This is a genomic window from Micromonospora carbonacea, assembly GCF_014205165.1.
Taxonomy (GTDB): Bacteria; Actinomycetota; Actinomycetes; order Mycobacteriales; family Micromonosporaceae; genus Micromonospora; species Micromonospora carbonacea.
The window spans coordinates 6,995,469-7,011,526 of record NZ_JACHMZ010000001.1 but is presented as its reverse complement, the minus strand read 5'-3'; the positions used below and the strand labels follow the sequence as shown (position 1 = coordinate 7,011,526).

Annotated in this window: 15 protein-coding genes, 1 tRNA gene and 1 riboswitch; of the genes, 10 read left to right on the top strand and 6 right to left on the bottom strand. The window is 72.7% G+C overall.

Annotated elements, in window-relative coordinates; all coding sequences use genetic code 11:
* Position 1: 1 nt before the first annotated feature.
* Positions 2–1,783, bottom strand: coding sequence for a class E sortase (locus tag HDA31_RS29490; protein WP_178062764.1), 1,782 nt, complete (start codon positions 1,781–1,783; stop codon positions 2–4).
* Positions 1,780–2,586 carry a DUF881 domain-containing protein gene (locus HDA31_RS29485; protein WP_074475669.1) on the bottom strand — a complete coding sequence of 269 codons (807 nt, stop codon included), beginning with the start codon at positions 2,584–2,586 and terminating at the stop codon, positions 1,780–1,782. Before HDA31_RS29485 ends, HDA31_RS29490 begins: the two co-directional genes overlap by 4 nt.
* A gap of 228 nt (positions 2,587–2,814) precedes the next feature.
* Between HDA31_RS29485 and HDA31_RS29480 the strand changes: the two genes are divergently transcribed.
* The 6 genes from HDA31_RS29480 (at position 2,815) to HDA31_RS29455 (ending at position 10,639) form a co-directional block, all read left to right on the top strand.
* On the top strand, positions 2,815–3,078 hold the full coding sequence (locus tag HDA31_RS29480; protein WP_178062765.1) for a cell division protein CrgA: 264 nt from the start codon (positions 2,815–2,817) through the stop codon (positions 3,076–3,078).
* Positions 3,079–3,405: 327 nt separating this feature from the next.
* Complete coding sequence (locus HDA31_RS29475; protein ID WP_178062766.1) at positions 3,406–5,601, top strand: (Fe-S)-binding protein; 2,196 nt, start codon at positions 3,406–3,408, stop codon at positions 5,599–5,601.
* 104 nt (positions 5,602–5,705) lie between these two features.
* Complete coding sequence (locus HDA31_RS29470; protein ID WP_219825066.1) at positions 5,706–7,016, top strand: hemolysin family protein; 1,311 nt, start codon at positions 5,706–5,708, stop codon at positions 7,014–7,016.
* The gene (locus HDA31_RS29465) at positions 7,009–8,010 is read left to right on the top strand and encodes a hemolysin family protein (protein WP_074475666.1); all 1,002 of its coding nucleotides are present in this window, start codon (positions 7,009–7,011) and stop codon (positions 8,008–8,010) included. Before HDA31_RS29470 ends, HDA31_RS29465 begins: the two co-directional genes overlap by 8 nt.
* Before the next feature lie 208 nt (positions 8,011–8,218).
* Complete coding sequence (locus HDA31_RS29460) at positions 8,219–9,235, top strand: C40 family peptidase (protein ID WP_178062767.1); 1,017 nt, start codon at positions 8,219–8,221, stop codon at positions 9,233–9,235.
* 210 nt (positions 9,236–9,445) lie between these two features.
* A riboswitch (cyclic di-AMP (ydaO/yuaA leader) is annotated at positions 9,446–9,586 on the top strand.
* Between the two features lie 12 nt (positions 9,587–9,598).
* Positions 9,599–10,639 carry a C40 family peptidase gene (locus HDA31_RS29455; RefSeq protein ID WP_178062768.1) on the top strand — a complete coding sequence of 347 codons (1,041 nt, stop codon included), beginning with the start codon at positions 9,599–9,601 and terminating at the stop codon, positions 10,637–10,639.
* Between the two features lie 131 nt (positions 10,640–10,770).
* Here HDA31_RS29455 and dcd read toward each other — a convergent pair whose 3' ends face one another.
* Complete coding sequence (gene dcd, locus HDA31_RS29450; protein WP_074475664.1) at positions 10,771–11,349, bottom strand: dCTP deaminase; 579 nt, start codon at positions 11,347–11,349, stop codon at positions 10,771–10,773.
* Between the two features lie 126 nt (positions 11,350–11,475).
* Here dcd and HDA31_RS29445 point away from each other — a divergent pair, with 126 nt between their 5' ends.
* Positions 11,476–12,081: a pyridoxamine 5'-phosphate oxidase family protein gene (locus HDA31_RS29445; protein ID WP_178062769.1), complete on the top strand. Its 606-nt coding sequence runs from the start codon at positions 11,476–11,478 to the stop codon at positions 12,079–12,081.
* A 71-nt stretch (positions 12,082–12,152) separates the two neighbouring features.
* Here HDA31_RS29445 and HDA31_RS29440 read toward each other — a convergent pair whose 3' ends face one another.
* Positions 12,153–13,136 carry a zinc metalloprotease gene (locus tag HDA31_RS29440; protein ID WP_178062770.1) on the bottom strand — a complete coding sequence of 328 codons (984 nt, stop codon included), beginning with the start codon at positions 13,134–13,136 and terminating at the stop codon, positions 12,153–12,155.
* A gap of 243 nt (positions 13,137–13,379) precedes the next feature.
* On the opposite strand from HDA31_RS29440, the gene HDA31_RS29435 reads away from it, so the two are divergent.
* Positions 13,380–13,453, top strand: a tRNA-Gly gene (locus HDA31_RS29435).
* 113 nt (positions 13,454–13,566) lie between these two features.
* Positions 13,567–13,833 carry a bacteriocin immunity protein gene (locus tag HDA31_RS29430; RefSeq protein WP_178062771.1) on the top strand — a complete coding sequence of 89 codons (267 nt, stop codon included), beginning with the start codon at positions 13,567–13,569 and terminating at the stop codon, positions 13,831–13,833.
* A 91-nt stretch (positions 13,834–13,924) separates the two neighbouring features.
* On the opposite strand, the gene HDA31_RS29425 is transcribed toward HDA31_RS29430, so the two are convergent.
* Positions 13,925–14,668, bottom strand: a complete 744-nt coding sequence (locus tag HDA31_RS29425) for a class I SAM-dependent methyltransferase family protein (RefSeq protein ID WP_246384247.1) — start codon at positions 14,666–14,668, stop codon at positions 13,925–13,927.
* Between HDA31_RS29425 and HDA31_RS29420 the strand changes: the two genes are divergently transcribed.
* The gene (locus HDA31_RS29420; protein ID WP_178062772.1) at positions 14,655–15,566 is read left to right on the top strand and encodes an LLM class flavin-dependent oxidoreductase; all 912 of its coding nucleotides are present in this window, start codon (positions 14,655–14,657) and stop codon (positions 15,564–15,566) included. The two genes, HDA31_RS29425 and HDA31_RS29420, sit on opposite strands and share 14 nt — an antisense overlap.
* Positions 15,567–15,638: 72 nt before the next feature.
* On the opposite strand, the gene HDA31_RS29415 is transcribed toward HDA31_RS29420, so the two are convergent.
* Positions 15,639–16,028 (bottom strand): ASCH domain-containing protein, encoded by a 390-nt coding sequence (locus HDA31_RS29415; protein ID WP_178062773.1) that lies wholly within the window; start codon positions 16,026–16,028, stop codon positions 15,639–15,641.
* Between the last annotated feature and the right edge of the window lie 30 nt (positions 16,029–16,058).

Sequence of the window (16,058 nt, the reverse complement as noted above, 5' to 3'; positions counted from 1 at the left end):
GTCAGCCCCCCAGCTCCGCCGGTCGGCCCGCCGACTTGGGCTGCGTACGGGTCAGCTCGGCGTGCACGATCAGGCGCTGGTAGTTGTCGAACTTCGGATTGCAGGTGGTCAGGGTGAGCACCTTCTTCGTCGGCTTCGCGTCCGGCTCCATCGGCACCGGGGCGACGACCTCGACCTGGTTGGGCTTGACGATGCGCGACTTGTAGACCTGGTAGACGTACCACTCGGTCTTGCCCTCGACGACGATCGCGTCGCCGGGGTCGAGCTCGTCGAGCCGCCAGAAGGTCGCCCGGTTGCGGTGGCCGGCGACGGAGAAGTTGCCCACCTCGCCGGGCATCGCGCTGTCCGGGTAGTGGCCCGGGGCATACCGGATGTCCTGCTGGGTGACCCCCTCGACCACGACCCAGTTCTTGTCGAGCTTCGGGATGTAGAGCCCGGCGAGCGGCTTGCCGTGTGCCGGCGGCTTGGCCTTCGTCGACGCGCTGGCGCTGGGCGCCACGGTCGGATCGCCGGTGGGGCCCCACGCCTGGGCGAGCTGGTTGCTGAGGTCGTTCTGGTGGGCGTCGACGATGGCCGACTTGCCCCACACCTCGTAGCCGGCGAAGAGGAGCACCACCAGGCCGAAGGTGATCAGCAGCTCGCCGGTGAACCGGACCCCGGTGCGCAGCCGGCTCCAGAACGTCGGCCGGGTCAGGTCGGAGTAGACGCTCTTGTAGCCCTCGTCGGTCTGCTCGGCCCGGAGCTGGACCACCCGCTCGCCCCGGCGTGGGCGGGGCGGCTCGGCCGGCTCCGCGCCGGTGGCGGCCTCGTCGCCGCTGTCGGGCAGGCGCGGCACCGCGCCCATCAGCGCGGTCGCGTCGGGGGCCGGAGGCCGAGGGGGCACGGCCGGGATGACGGCGGTGGCCGCCGGGTCGGCGGGGTGACCGGTGCCGCCGCCCGGCGGGACCGGACGCCCCGCGCCGGGGGGCACCGGAGCGGGCGACACCGGGCCGGGCCGGTCGGCCGGGCCGGTCGGCGGAACGCCGGGGCGGTGGCCCGTGGGCGGGGTGCCGGGGTGGCCCGTGGCGGTCGGCACCGGGCCGGGGCGACGGTCGGCAGGGGTGCGGTGGACCGCGTCGGGCGGCACGGTGCCCGGGAAGCCGGCCCCACGGGGTGCCCCGGACCGGTCGGCGGCGCGTGCCTCGACGGGGGGGAGGAAGGCCGTCGGACCGTCGGCGTCGTGCGCCGGGCGGGGTGGCGGCCCGAACTCGGCCGGCCGGCGGGCCGGGACGTCCACGGGTGGCCGGGCGGGCGTGGCCTGCGGGGGCGTGCCCATCGGGGGAGGTGCCGGGGCCGGTGGCCCGGACGCGGGTCGTTGCGGGGTGCTGGCGAACCAGTCGGGGGCGTGCCCGGGGTCCGCTGCCGGCGCGGGCCGCTCCTGGGCGGTGCGGGGCCCGGCCAGGGGCGGAGCCGCCTCGGTGGGCACCCGGTCGGCCGTCGCCGGCTGGTGGGCGTGAGGCGTCGGCCGGTGGGCGTGGGGCGTCGCCGGGCGGGGCGTCAGCACCGGGGTGGGCCAGGGGCCGGTCGGGCCGGGCCGCTCCGCGCGGACCGGGCCCGCAGGATCGGCGGTCGCCGGGCCGGGGGTCGCCGGGCCGGGGGTCGCCGGGCCGGGGGCGGCCTGGTGACGGATGGCGGCGCCCGGGTCGGCCGGACCGGCACGGTCGAGCCTGGGGAGGAAGGCGGTGTCCTCCTCCTGCCGGTCCTGGTGCCGGCCGTCCCAGCCGTCGTCCGGCCTCCGGGTCACCGGGGCACCGTCGCCGAGCGTAGGGCTGTCGAGTCCTCGAACGCCGGCACCGTGACCGTCGAGACGGTCTCCCGGTAGCCCAGCTGGAAGTCGTTGACCGCGCCCTTGAACATCTGCACTCCCTCAGACGCGGCGAGGGCCTGCCGGAGCGCAGCGGGGTCGCCGATTGCAACGATCTTGAATGGAGGGGAGTACACCCGCCCATGGAGCAGCAGGGTGTTACCTACGCAGCGTACCGCGCTGGTGGCGAGGACGCGGACGTTCATGATTGACATCGCCTCCGCGCCGCCGGCCCAGAGCGCGTTCACGACGGCCTGCACGTCCTGCTGGTGGACGACCAGGTCGTCGTTGGTGGCCCCGTCGGGCAGCTCCTGGTCCGCCCGCCGGACGGCGTCGTTCAGCTCGACCGTGACGCCCACGCCGGTGAGCGCGGTGAACCCGGCGTCCTGCCGGCTGGCGGCGGCGCGGTCCCGCTGCTCCCTGATCGGGCCGTCGGAATCGGCCAGGGTGGCCGTCTCGTCCTCGACCTCGGCCCGGAGCTGGGCGGCCCGGCGCTCGCTGGCGGCGACCTGCGTGCGGCGGTCCTCGATGAGCTGGGTGAGCTGGGGCCGGCGGTCCTCACGCAGCGCGGTGCCGCCGGCGGTCGTCGCGGTGGTGGTGAACAGCAGCCCGGCCGCGGCGGCGATCAGCGGCACGCCGATCGACCAGCCCGGCCGCCGCTGCCGGGGACGCCGGGGCAGGAGGCCGGCGACCGCCCGGCGGAGGACCTTCTGCCAGGAGGCCGCGCCTGACGTGTACTCCACCGAGCGCTCCTTCCGCGTCGTCTCGTGTCAGCCCGCGACGACGCGGGCCGGTGCGGCGACCCGAACAGTCCCGCCTTTTTCGGTCACTCCGTGCATCGGCCTGACCCCATTCATGGCCTGAACGGGTCATCCGGACTACGCTAGCTGTCGAACATTATTGGCCATGGACCGTCGCCCCCGCGCCCGGTTGTCAGGCCGGACGAGGTCGTCACCCCTCTGGAGAGCGTCGTGCCCAAGTCTCAGGTCCGCAAGAAGAAGGTGTACACCCCGCCGACGGACGTGCGTCCGACGGCGACGGCGGCGACGCGCAAGCCTAGCCCGGTCTGGCTGCCGGTGACGGCGGTCGCGCTGATCGTGAGCGGCATCGCCTGGCTGGTGGTCTACTACCTCTCCGAGCAGGAATACCCGGTGATGTCGTGGGGTTACTGGAACCTCGCGGTGGGTTTCGGCGCGATGGTCGCCTCCCTGGTCCTGCTCTCCCGCTGGCGCTGACCGGCGGACCCGGCCGTCACCTGCCGGCCGGGCGGCGTCGACCCGCCCGGCCTGCCCTTGTGGCGCGCTCCACGTCACCCCGCCGAGCCCCTGCCCGGCGTTTCGGCGTCGGGCACCCTATGGTGTCCGCAGGGCGGCGCGGCTCGGCTGCGAGATGACTCACGTTACTGCTGGGTAACTCTCGCGTAGGCTGCACTGCATGACCGAGCGGGACAAGGTCATCGACCGGTCCGGTCGGGGTGCGACGAAGGCGCAGCGCCGGTCGCGCCCCTGACCCGGCCCGGCCGCCGAGCCGCTCGACAGGCAGCAGACCGGGAGGCCAACTCGATGGGCAGCGTCCAGATCGTCACCACGATCCTCGCGGCCGCCATCACCGCCGTGGCGGTGTGGCTTGCGGTACGCGCGGTCATGAAGATCGTGGCAGTCGTCCGGCTGGGTCAGCCCGACCCGGAACGGTTCGGCGACCGGGGCACCCGCACGAAGACGATGCTGGCCGAGACCGCCGGTCACACCAGGATGCTGCGCTGGAGCGTGGTCGGCGCGGCGCACTGGTTCGTCATGGTCGGCTTCATCGTGCTGTCGCTGCTGGTCCTGGAGGCGTACTTCGAGGTCGTCTCCCCGACCGGCGGCCTGCCGCTGATCGGCGGCCTGGCGGTCTACGGCCTGGTCACCGAGCTGATCGCGGTGCTCGGCACGGTCGGCATCGTGGTGCTGATCGCGATCCGGGTCCGCAACCGGCCCACCCGGCCGGGCGGCCGGTCCCGGTTCACCGGCTCGACCATGTGGCAGGGCTACTTCGTCGAGGCCGTCGTCCTCGCCGTGCTGATCATGGGCTTCGTGATCCGGGGCTTCAAGGTGGCCACCGACCACTTCGAGTACCCGCTGTGGGCCACCCCGGTCAGCCACGCCGTCGGCGCGCTGCTGCCCGACTGGTCGGCCGGCGTCAGCATCGCCGCCCTCATCAAGATCGCCATCTCGATGACCTGGCTGATCGTCATCGCGCTGAACGTGACCATGGGCGTCGCCTGGCACCGGTTCCTCGCGTTCTTCAACATCTTCTTCAAGCGCGACCCGGGCCGGGCCGGCTCCGGGCTCGGCGCGCTGCGGCCCATGATGAGCCAGGGCAAGCCCCTCGACTTCGAGGAGGCCGACCCGGAGAAGGACCAGTTCGGTGTCGCCCAGGTCGAGCAGTTCACCTGGAAGGGCCTGCTCGACTTCAGCACCTGCACCGAGTGCGGGCGGTGCCAGTCGCAGTGCCCGGCCTGGAACACCGGCAAGCCGCTGTCGCCGAAGCTGCTCGTGCTCAGCCTGCGCGACCACGCGTACGCCAAGGCCCCGTACCTGCTGGCCGGCGGCGGCAAGGACCTCACCGGCGAGGAGAAGGCCACCGCCGCCCAACTCGCCCACATGGACGTGCTGGCGCTCGCCGAGGCCGAGAAGCCGCTGATCGGTGGTGCCGAGGATGGCGGCGTCATCGACCCGGACGTGCTCTGGTCCTGCACCACCTGCGGCGCGTGCGTCGAGCAGTGCCCCGTCGACATCGAGCACGTCGACCACATCGTCGACATGCGCCGCTACCAGGTGCTCATCGAGTCGAGCTTCCCCTCTGAGGCCGGCGTCATGCTGCGCAACCTGGAGAACAAGGGCAACCCCTGGGGCGCACCGCAGAACACCCGCGAGGACTGGACCAAGGGCCTCGGTTTCGAGGTGCCGCGCGTCGGCGAGGTCGACGACTTCGAATACCTCTTCTGGGTCGGCTGCGCCGGCGCGTTCGAGGACCGGGCCAAGAAGACCACCCGGGCGGTCGCCACGCTGCTCAACGAGGCCGGCGTCTCCTTCGCCATCCTCGGCGAGGGCGAGACCTGCACCGGCGACCCGGCCCGCCGGATCGGCAACGAGTTCGTCTTCCAGATGCTCGCCCAGCAGAACGTCGAGACGCTGAACGAGGCGTTCGACGGCCGGGAGAAGAGCAAGCGCAAGATCGTCGCGACCTGCCCGCACTGCTTCAACACCCTCGGCAACGAATACGGGCAGCTCGGCGGCGAGTTCGAGGTGGTCCACCACACGCAGCTCCTGGCCCACCTGGTCAGCGCCGGCAGGCTCACCCCGGTGCAGCCGGTCGACGGCGGCCTCACCTACCACGACCCCTGCTACCTGGGCCGGCACAACCGGGTCTTCGCCGCCCCACGCGAGGTGCTCGGTGAGTCCGTCGCGGGCGGGATCACCGAGATGCCGCGCAACAGCGAGCGCTCCTTCTGCTGCGGCGCCGGCGGCGCCCGGATGTGGATGGAGGAGAAGATCGGCAAGCGGATCAACGTGGACCGGGTCGAGGAGGCCATGTCCACCGGGGCGAGGACCATCGCCGTCGGCTGCCCGTTCTGCTCGACGATGCTCAACGACGGGGTCAACGGCAAGGGGGCCGGCGAGCAGGTCGAGGTGGTCGACGTCGCCAGCGTGCTGCTCCGCTCGCTCAAGCCGGCCGATGCCGCCGGCGAGAAGGAGACCGCCACCTCCGGCAGCTGACCCGACGAGGCCGGTGCCGCGCGTAGTGATGTGCGGCCCGGCCCGTCGTGGAACAATCCTGCCGAGGTGAACCGATCATCGACAGTCTTCTGGTTGCCACGGTGTTGCCCCTGGCCGGCTTCGTGCTGCTGACCGCGGGCAACGCGTTCTTCGTAGCGGCCGAGTTCGCCCTGGTCACGGTGGACCGGCCGGAGATCGACCGACGGGCCGCCGCCGGTGACGGCGCGGCCAGGACGGTCCGCCGCGCGCTGCACGAGCTGTCCTTCCAGCTCTCCGGCGCGCAGCTCGGCATCACCATCACCGCCCTGCTCACCGGGTATCTGGCCGAGCCGGCGCTGGCCCGGCTGTTCGCCCCGGCGCTGCACCCGCTGGGGCCGGCGGCCGACCGGTTCACCCCGTTCCTCGCCCTGGCCCTGGCGACCCTGCTGTCCATGCTCTTCGGCGAGCTGGTGCCGAAGAACCTGGCGCTGGCCCGGCCGATGCCCGCCGCGCTGGCCACCGCCCGGGGCATGCGCGGCTTCTCCCGGGCCTTCGGCTGGCTGATCCGGGGGCTGAACAACTCGGCGAACACGCTGGTCCGCCGGCTCGGGGTGGAACCGCAGGAGGAGCTGGCCAGCGCCCGGTCCCCCGAGGAGCTGGGGCTGCTGGCGGCGATCTCGGCCCGCGCCGGTGCGCTCCCGCCGGACACCGCGATGCTGCTGCGGCGCACCATCCGCTTCGGCGACAAGCGGGCGGCCGAGGCGATGACCCCCCGGGTGGACGTGATCGCGCTGCGCGCCACGGCGAGCGTCGCCGAGCTGCTGACCCTCGCCCAGCACACCGGGCGGACCAGGTTCCCCGTCTTCGAGGAGACCCTCGACCTGGTCACCGGCGTCGCGGCGGTGCCGGACGCGCTGGGCGTGCCGCTGGCCAACCGGGCCAGGACGACCGTCGCGTCGGTCGCCCGCGAGCCCGTGTACGTGCCGGAGAGCCTGGACCTCGACGGCGTCCTGGCCGCCCTCAAGGCGGCCGGCGCGGACCTGGCCATCGTCGTCGACGAGTACGGCGGCACCGACGGCGTGGTGACCGTGGAGGACCTGGTGGAGGAGCTGGTCGGGGAGATCGCCGACGAGTTCGACCCGGACGCGGTCGACGATGTCGGGCCGGTCGAGCTGACCGTGCCCGGCGGCGAGCGGACCGTCCTGGTCGACGGGGTGCTCCGCGAGGACGAACTGGTCGAGCAGACCGGCTTCCGGCTGCCCGAGGGCCCCTACGAGACGCTCGGCGGCTTCCTGATGGCTCGGCTCGGGCACATCCCGGTGGCCGGCGAGACGGTCGAGGAAGGCGGGTACGAGTTCACCGTGGTCGAGGTGGAGCGGCACCGGATCGAACAGGTGCGGGTGCTGCGCCCGGAGGAGCCCGGGGACGATGCCTGAACTGCTGGTCACCGTGCTGCTGCTGCTCGGCAACGCGTTCTTCGTCGGCAGCGAGTTCGCGCTGATCGCCTCCCGGCGGACGGTGATCGAACCGCTGGCGGCCGGCTCGAAGCGGGCCCGCTGGGCGCTGTCGGCGATGAACCAGATCCCGCTGATGATCGCCGGGGCGCAGCTCGGCATCACCATCTGCTCGCTGGGTCTCGGCGCGATCGCCGAACCGGCGCTGGCCCACCTGATCGAGCCGCTGTTCCACGCGCTGGGCCTGCCCGACGGCGCCGTGCACCCGGTGGCGTTCCTGATCGCCCTCGGTGTGGTGGTCTTCCTGCACACCGTGGTCGGCGAGATGGTGCCGAAGAACATCACCCTGGCCGGGCCGGAGCCGTCGGCGCTCTGGCTGGGGCCGGCGATGCTGGCGTTCTGCACGGCGACCAAGCCGCTGCTGCTGGCCATGAAGTGGGCGTCGCGGCAGGTGCTGCGGATCTGGCGGGTCGAGGCGACGGACGCGGTCAAGACGGTGTTCACCGCCGAGGAGTTGGCCGGTCTCGTCTCGCAGGCGCGGACGGAGGGCCTGCTCGACGCCGAGGAGCACGCCCGGATCACCGGGGCGCTCGCGCTGCACACCCGCACGGCGGCGGACGCCCTGCAACCCTGGTCGACGGTGACCACAGTGGCCGAGGACGTGTCGCCGGCCTCGCTGGAGGTGCTGGCCACCCGCACCGGCCGGTCCCGGTTCCCGGTGGTGCAGCGGGCCACCCGCCGGGTGCTCGGCTTCGTGCACGTCAAGGACGTCCTCGGCTACGCGGGGGCGGAGCGCCGCGCCCCCGTGCCGGCCGGGGTCTACCACCCGCTGGCCGTGGTGCCGCCGGACCGTACGCTGGCCGACCTGCTGCTGTCGATGCGCCGCGAGCGACGGCACATGGTGCTGGTGAGCGACGGCCGCCGCCCGCTCGGGGTGGTGACCCTCGACGACGTGCTGACGGCCATCGTCGGCTGACGGCCGGGCCGCCCGGTGCCGGTCGTCTCCGTCGCCGCAGCGCCGCCCACACCCGTTGTGCCGGAACGGTTTGCGGGGCGTCACGGTGTGCCGACCCGCCTTGATTCCTCGCGCGGGACTCCCCTAATGTGAGGCGCTGACCGCTGTGGGTCGTCTGCCTCGATCTTCCCTCTCGCGAGGCGCCCGGCGGTCGGTTGCGAAGGAGTCGGTGCCGGTGGCAACCATGCCCCCTCATCGTCATGCCCCGGAACGGTCACCCGCTCGCCCGGGTGGTGCCCGCCGTTTCGCACGTCGCCTGCTCACCCTGGTCGCGGCGGTCGCCGTCGGCGCCGGGACACTGGCCGCGCCCGCGTACGCCGAGCCGTCGGTCGACGAGATCGAGGCGCAGATCGACAAGCAGTGGGAGCAGCTCGAGCCCACCATCGAGCAGTACAACAAGGTCCGCGCCCAGCTCAAGGTGAACCGCGAGAAGGCGGCGGAGGTGCAGAAGAAGATCGAGCCGCTGGCGCTCGAGACAGAGCTGGCCATGAACCGCGTCGGCGACCTCGCCTCCCGCTACTACATCTCCGGCCCGTCGCAGGACATCGGCGCACTGCTGGTCAGCACCAAGCCGGGCACCCTCGCCGAGCAGCTGACCATCCTGGACCGGCTGGCCGCGCAGGAGCGCAAGCAGGTCGAGGGCGTGCTCGCCGTCCGGGCGAAGTACGACACCGAGAAGCAGAAGCTCGACACGCTCATCGCCTCCCAGGAGAAGCAGACCAAGGAACTGGCGGCGAAGAAGACCAAGATCAACGGTGAGATCAAGCGGCTCCAGGCGTCGATGCCGAAGACCGTCGTCTCCACCGAGGGCTGCCCGACGGTCACCGGCGTGGTCAGCGCGGCCGCCCGCACCGCCATCAAGACCGCCTGCGCCCAGGTCGGCGACCCGTACGTCTGGGGCGCCACCGGCCCGAACTCGTTCGACTGCTCCGGCCTGACCCAGTTCGCCTACCAGGCCGCCGGGATCCACCTGACCCACTTCACCGGCGCCCAGTGGAACGAGGGCCGTGCCATCCCGCGTTCCGAGGCCCGCCCCGGTGACCTGGTGTTCTTCTTCAGCGACCTGCACCACGTCGGCCTCTACATCGGCAACGACAAGATGGTGCACGCGCCCCGGGCCGGCAAGCCGGTCAACGTGAGCAGCATCAACACCATGCCGGTGGCCGGCTTCCGCCGACCCGGCTGACCCGGCCCGGCCACCGCGAAGGCCGCGCCGCGCAGCACCGCCCGAAGGCCCCCGGTCACCCGACCGGGGGCCTTCGCCGTGCGGCGGACATCGACGCCGACGAGGGGTCTGTACGGAGTGTCACGGCCGGTCGGGTTGCGGATCGACGGCGATCGTCTCTACTCTGGCCAATTGTCGGCCGGTAGCTGCACCGCCCAGCCGGGCGGTGACGGTGCGACACCGCCGAGTCGCCTCCGGGCGAGCCGGGGACCCAGGTACGCCGGGGTGAATCCGCAGCGGCGCTGCGGTAGGGCGCTCTCCCTTCCCGCCCGAACCCGTCAGCTAACCCGGTAGGCGGTAGAGGAAGAAGGAGAACGGAGCCCGGTGGCACACCATGCTCCGCGGCGCCCGTCACGCCGGTCGGCCGACGCCGACCGGACGCCGGCCGCGCCGCGTCCCCGCTGGTCACGCTGCACCACCGTCCTCGCCGCACTGGTCGGCGTCGCCGTCGTCCTGACCGGCGCACCGACCGTGGCCCACGCCGACCCCTCGGTCGCCGAGATCGAGCGGCAGATCGACGAGGACTGGAACAAGCTCGAACCGATCATCGAGCGGCACAACGCCACCCGCCAGGACCTCGCCGCCAAGCGCAAGCAGGCCGACGCGCTCGCCGCGCAGATCGGGCCGCTCCAGCGCCAGGTGGACGAGGCGCTGAAGAAGGTCGGCGGCCTCGCCGCCGAGGCGTACAAGGGCGACAACCTGTCGGTGGTCAACGCCCTGCTCGGCAGCCGCACGCCCAGTCAGATGATGGGGCAGCTGGAGCTGCTCGACCGGTTCGCCCAGCGCCAGCAGCACGACGTCCAGGCGGTCGTCGACCTCCGTGACGAGCTGGCCGCGAAGAAGCGGCCCCTCGACGAGATGGTCGTCCAGCTCACCCGCACCGAGGCCCAGCTCGCCGCGAAGAAGAAGCAGATCAACGCCGAGATCGACCGCCTGCAGAAGCTGCGGCTGAAGGTGTACGGCAACGGAGGCGGCGGCCCGCTGAAGCCCGCCCCCTGCCCGGCGTCCTACCCGGGTGGCGGCGCGGGGACGGCGGTGAAGTTCGCCTGCGCCCAGATCGGCAAGCCCTACGTCTGGGGCGCGGAGGGCCCGAACTCGTACGACTGCTCGGGGCTGATGCTGGCCTCGTGGGCGAAGGCCGGCGTCTCGCTGCCGCACAACGCGGCCCAGCAGCGGTCGGTGACCGCCCGCGTCAGCCGCGCCGACCTGCGCCCCGGCGACCTGGTCTTCTACTACTCCGACCTGCACCACGTCGGCATGTACGTGGGCGGGGGCTGGGTGGTGCACGCCTCCCGGGCCGGCGTCCCGGTGAAGATGAAGCGCGTCGACGACGGCCCGATCCACAGCTACGGCCGCCCCTCCTGAGGGGGTAAGGAAGGGCCCCTTCTTAACGCATACGGTCGAGAAGGGGCCCCTTCTCACACCCTGGCGAGGGCGGCGTGACGCGCCGCCGCCCACCGCAGCAGCACAGCAGCGGGAGGGTCAGCGGGGCGGCGTCAGCGGGGCGGCCAGGTGCGCCAGTTGCGCCAGGAGCGGCTCGGGGTCGGGCCGCGCTGGCCCTGGTAGCGCGAGCCGTAGACCGCCGAACCGTACGGGTGCTCGGCCGGCGACGACAGCCGGAAGATGCAGAGCTGGCCGATCTTCATGCCCGGCCAGAGCGTGATCGGCAGGTTCGCCACGTTGGACAGCTCCAGCGTGACGTGGCCGGTGAAGCCCGGGTCGATGAAGCCGGCCGTGGAGTGGGTGAGCAGCCCCAGCCGGCCCAGCGAGCTCTTGCCCTCCAGTCGGCCGGCGAGCTGGTCGCCGAGCGAGATCACCTCCAGCGTGGAGGCGAGCACGAACTCGCCGGGGTGCAGCACGAACGGCTCGCCGTCGGGCACCTCGATCATGGAGGTCAGGTCGTCCTGCTGCACGGACGGGTCGATGTGCGTGTAGAGGTGGTTGTTGAAGACCCGGAAGAGCTTGTCGAGGCGTACGTCGATGCTCGACGGCTGCACCAGGGTCGGCTCGAACGGCTCCAGCGCGAGCGTGCCGGCCTTCAGCTCGGCGACGAGGTCGCGGTCGGAGAGCAGCATCGCAACACCATAGCGAGGTGCGTTGGTGGGACCGGTCAGCGGGGCTGGTCAGCGGGCCTGCGAATCGGGTGCCCGACCCGCGCGTCGCGCTTCGCGTGTCGTACAGGTGTTCGATAGAATGCGGGCATGGCTTCCTGGTCCGAATTCGCCGCTGACGAGCCACGACTCGCCGACGGGATCCGTCATCTCATGCAGCAGTACGGGCCGGGCTTCGGCTACCTGGCCACCGTCCGCGCCGACGGCGGGCCCCGGGTGCACCCGGTCTCCCCGGTGATCACCGACGAGGGGCTCTTCTGCTTCGTCGTCGACTCGCCGAAGCGGCGCGACCTCGAACGCGACGGCCGCTACGCGCTGCACTCCTTCCCGCCGGAGGACAGCGACGACGAGGCGTACGTGGCCGGGCACGCCCGGCCGGTGACCGACCAGGCCCGGGTGGCCCGGCTCGCCGAGATCGGGCGGGCCGCGCCGCAGGTGGACTGGCGGCTCTTCGAGTTCACCGTCGACGTGGCGATGCTGGCCCGGCGCGGCGACGTCGGCACCGTCCGCCCCGGCGAGGCGACCGACCGGCCCGCCGTGCAGGTCTGGCTCGACCCCGGAGCCGCCGGAGCCGCGAGCGCCGACACCACCACCACCACCGACGCCGCGAGCGCCGCCCCGGGCGGGGGCGCGGTGGGCGTACCGGATCGGCGGTCGGCCCTCGACGGGCGCGGCGCCCATCGTGCGGCGGCCTGACCCCCACAGACGCCGGTGCCGGCCCGTCGGGAGACGGAGCCGGCACCGGGGCGATCAGCAGCAGGGGTACGTCAGGCCGCGCGGTACGCGTTCCACGCGGTCAGCATCCGCTCCGCCTGGCCGGCGGTGAACTGGTACATGCACGTGTCGTAGGTGTAGTCCATGAAGTTGGTGATCGGGTCCAGCCCGGCCGCGGTGCAGGTGTCCCGCCCGGTCGGGCACTGGTACGCCGGCTCGGCCTCGGCCGGGGTGTCGCTCACGCCGTCGCCGGAGCCCCGGCAGCCGCCCTGGAAGGTGTGGTAGAGGTTCAGCCAGTGGCCGACCTCGTGGGTGCCGGTGTCGCCCTGGTTGTAGTTGGTGGCGGTGCCGCCCGGCAGCGACTCGGTCAGCACGACGACGCCGTCCATGCTGTCCAGCCGACGCTTCGGGAAGGTGGCCCAGCCGAGCAGGTCGTCGCTCAGCTCGCCGAGGTAGACGTTGAGGGTGTTCTTGCCGCCCTCGCGCAGCGAGGTCTTCATCGAACGCTCGGCCGAGGAGCCCTGCACGATCGGGTACCACGCCGGGTTGGTGACCCGGTTGATCTTCTGGAGCTGGAAGCTGAAGGCGGTGGCCGCGCCGCCGGTGCCACCGCTGTAGGCCTCGTTCAACACGCTGATCTGCGAGTTGATCATCGAGTCCGGGATGTTGCCGCCGGCCCGGGTGCCGTCCTCCTGGATGACGTGCACGACGACCGGGATGGTCACGGCGGCGAGCGCGGCGGCGCCGGCACCGGTCCGGAAGTTGGCCCGCTCGCGCAGGGCGGCGGCGAGGTCGGCCTCCCGCTCGCGGGTCTCCTTGGCGGTCAGTTCGTTCGGCTCCTGCTTGGCGTGCGCGCCGGCCTTCACCCGGGCGTCCGAGTGGACGTCGGCCGGCTCGGCGCACGCGTCGGCCGGTGCGGCGGAGAAGGCCGAAGCGGCCGGGACGACACCCACGGCGGCGGTGCTGAGCAGGAGCGCGAGGGTCGTCGACGCGACGCCGGCAGTGCGCCGGGTCAGCAGGTTGGGACGGGGTCCCATGGGCCCACCTCTTTCTGGCGGCGCGGCAGGGGGTGTGTCGCGCCGTGGCTTGAACGTGCGGGAGACGTTACAACCGATCGAGAGATTTGAGAATGGGCATATGTTGCCGCGATGAAAATCCTGCGCACCGTCGATGGCCTGCGGATCTTGGTCGCCGGGGTGTCGGCGTGGTCGGGCTGGTGGAGCACGTGAGGGGGTGCCTGGGTGCAGGCGGCGACGGCGTCGGGTACAGTGGTTCCGCCTGCGGGTGTAGTTCAATGGCAGAACATCAGCTTCCCAAGCTGACAGTGCGGGTTCGATTCCCGTCACCCGCTCCACGCACGAAGGCCCTGGTCGGGACGCAAGTCCCGAGCCGGGGCCTTCGAGTTTTCAAGGTCAACGATCACGCGGCGTGCCACTGGTGCGCCATTGCCCCGGTCGGGAGGGCGGCTTGCCTGCGAAGCTGACCCAGGACGAGGCGATCCACCTCGTCGAACGGATCATGCGGCTCGACTATGCCGACGACACCGAGCTGAACGACTGGCTGGACAGGCTCGAACGAGATCTCGTCTGTCCGGACGTCTCTGAGCTGATCTTCAACGTCATGCCGGAGCTGACGGCTGCCGAGGTCGTCGACCGCGCCCTGGCGTACCAGCCGGTCGAGATGCGGGCCATCCCGTGGACGCAGCCGGGCGACCAGCCGCACCTGGCGCCCTGATCCTGATCCTGCCGGCCGACTTCATGTCGGCGACATCGCTGTGTCCGGGCACCGGGACGCCGCCACATCGCCGGCATGAAGTCGATCATGGTCACCGGAGGAACGTGAACAGCGCCCCGGAGGCGGTCAGCGGTCGGGGCGTGCCCGTGAACCGGTGCACGCCGACCGAGAAGAGCACCCCGTCCGGCGCGTGGAACGCCCGCTCGGCGAAACCGGAGTCCCGCAGCCAGCCCCGCAGCGCCGGGGTCAGGTCGGGGGCGCGCCGGGTCCGCGTCCAGATCACCGTGGCACCGGCCGCGCAGAGCTGCGGCAGGGCGGCCACGGTTCGGCGTACGTCATGGTCGTCGATGTTGCCGAGGACGCCCGCCATCAGCACCAGGTCGGCGGGCACCGAGCCTGCGTACGACGAGAGTCGGCCCGCGTCCGCCCGCCGGACGGTGACGTGTGCGAGGCCGGCCCGGGCGGCGGCTGCCCGGGCGGCGGCGACGTTGCCCGGGTCGTACTCCAGGAGCGTGGCGCGGACGCGGGCCGCATCGACCCGGCCAGCCAGCGCACCGACCAGGTCGTGTCCCTGGCCCGCACAGGCGCTGACGACCCTCAGCGGCTCGCCGGGGCGCTCGTCCAGCCATGAGGTGATCGCCCCGCGCACCAGCCGCAGCCGGCGGGACAGCGGCGAGTCCTCGTCGGCGTACGGCTCGTGCCACGCCCGCCAGTCGGTCCCGGTCGTCATGCCGTCGAGCCTGCCAGCCTGCCGCCCCGTCGGCAGCAGGCCCTCGCCGGGGCGCGACGTCCCCGGCCGGTCGGGTCGTACGCTGACGTTCATGCGGATTGGCATCGTGATCCTTCCGGACCAGCGTTGGGCGCAGTCGCAGCGTCGCTGGCGGCAGGCGGAGGAGTGGGGCTTCGACCACGCCTGGACGTACGACCACCTGGGCTGGCGGGACCTGGTCGACGGGCCCTGGTTCGACTCGATGACCACGCTGACCGCCGCCGCAGGCGTGACCTCCCGGATCGGGCTCGGCACCCTCGTGGCCTCGCCGAACTTCCGCCACCCGGCGGCCTTCGCCCGGCAGGTCACCGCCCTCGACGACGTCTCCGGCGGCCGGTTCCTGCTCGGCGTCGGCGCGGGCGGCATCGGTTTCGACTCGGCCGTGCTGGGCGGGGAGACGCTGCCGCCCCGCCAGCGCGTCGACCGGCTCGCCGAGTTCGTCGAGCTGCTCGACCTGATCCTGCGCGAGGACGGCACCACCTGGCGTGGCGACTGGTTCGCCGCCGTGGACGCCCGCAACAACCCGGGCTGCGTGCAGTCTCCCCGGGTGCCGTTCGTGATGGCCGCCAACGGCCCCCGCTCGATGCGGCTGGTGGCCCGGTTCGGGCAGGGCTGGGTCACCACCGGCACGGGCGGCGACGACGTGGAGCAGTGGTGGGGCACGGTGGCCGACCTCGCCGCCCGGATGGACCGGGCGCTGGTCGAGGCCGGCCGCGACCCGGCCACCCTGGACCGCTACCTGTCGCTCGACTCCGCCCCGGCGTTCTCGCTGCGCAGCGCGGACTTCTTCGCCGAGCAGGTCGGGCGGGCCGCCGCGCTCGGCTTCACCGACGTGGTGACGCACTGGCCCCGGGCCAGCAGCTGGTACGCCGGGGACGAGGCCGTCCTGGTGGACGCGGCCACCCGCCTCCTGCCGGAGCTGCGCCGCCTGACGCCGGCTGGCCGCCCGGCCGTCGCCGGGTGAACGGTGCGGGCGGTGGTGGGGGTGTGAGAAGGGGACCCTTCTCGACCGTATGCGTTAACAGGGGGCCCTTCCTTATGTGAGGCGGAAGCGCACGCAGACGATCCGGCTGTCGTCGGTGACGGGGGTGCCGACCCGCGCCCAGTAGGCGGCGTGCCCGGCCCGCCACTCCTCGATCGACCGGTCGCCCTCCCCTTCGGCGCGGGCGAAGTCCCACGGCACGTCGGCGAAGCGCACCACGTCGACGCCGGTCACCTCGACGGTTCCGACGGGCGCGTCGTGGTCGTCGACGAGGGCGAGCCGCTCGCCGACGTGCTCCAGTTCCTCGCCCTCCTCGGCGTACTCGTCGGTCAGGCCGGCGGTCGCCGTCTTGGCCCCGGCCAGCACCAGGGAGTTGAGTCTCGCCCGCAGCCCGCCGGGGGTGCCGAGGGCGAGGCTGCGCAGTCCGTCGATCCGGGGCCACATCCCGCCGAGGCTACGCGGCCCGGCCGCGCC

Excerpts from the sequence above, each read along its gene's own strand:
- HDA31_RS29475 (WP_178062766.1), top strand. The coding sequence starts at position 3,406 with ATGGGCAGCGTCCAGATCGTCACCACGATCCTCGCGGCCGCCATCACC.
- HDA31_RS29465 (WP_074475666.1), top strand. The coding sequence starts at position 7,009 with ATGCCTGAACTGCTGGTCACCGTGCTGCTGCTGCTCGGCAACGCGTTC.
- dcd (WP_074475664.1), bottom strand. The coding sequence starts at position 11,349 with ATGCTGCTCTCCGACCGCGACCTCGTCGCCGAGCTGAAGGCCGGCACG.
- HDA31_RS29445 (WP_178062769.1), top strand. The coding sequence starts at position 11,476 with ATGGCTTCCTGGTCCGAATTCGCCGCTGACGAGCCACGACTCGCCGAC.
- HDA31_RS29440 (WP_178062770.1), bottom strand. The coding sequence starts at position 13,136 with ATGGGACCCCGTCCCAACCTGCTGACCCGGCGCACTGCCGGCGTCGCG.
- HDA31_RS29420 (WP_178062772.1), top strand. The coding sequence starts at position 14,655 with ATGCGGATTGGCATCGTGATCCTTCCGGACCAGCGTTGGGCGCAGTCG.
- HDA31_RS29425 (WP_246384247.1), bottom strand. The coding sequence starts at position 14,668 with ATGCCAATCCGCATGAACGTCAGCGTACGACCCGACCGGCCGGGGACG.
- HDA31_RS29415 (WP_178062773.1), bottom strand. The coding sequence starts at position 16,028 with ATGTGGCCCCGGATCGACGGACTGCGCAGCCTCGCCCTCGGCACCCCC.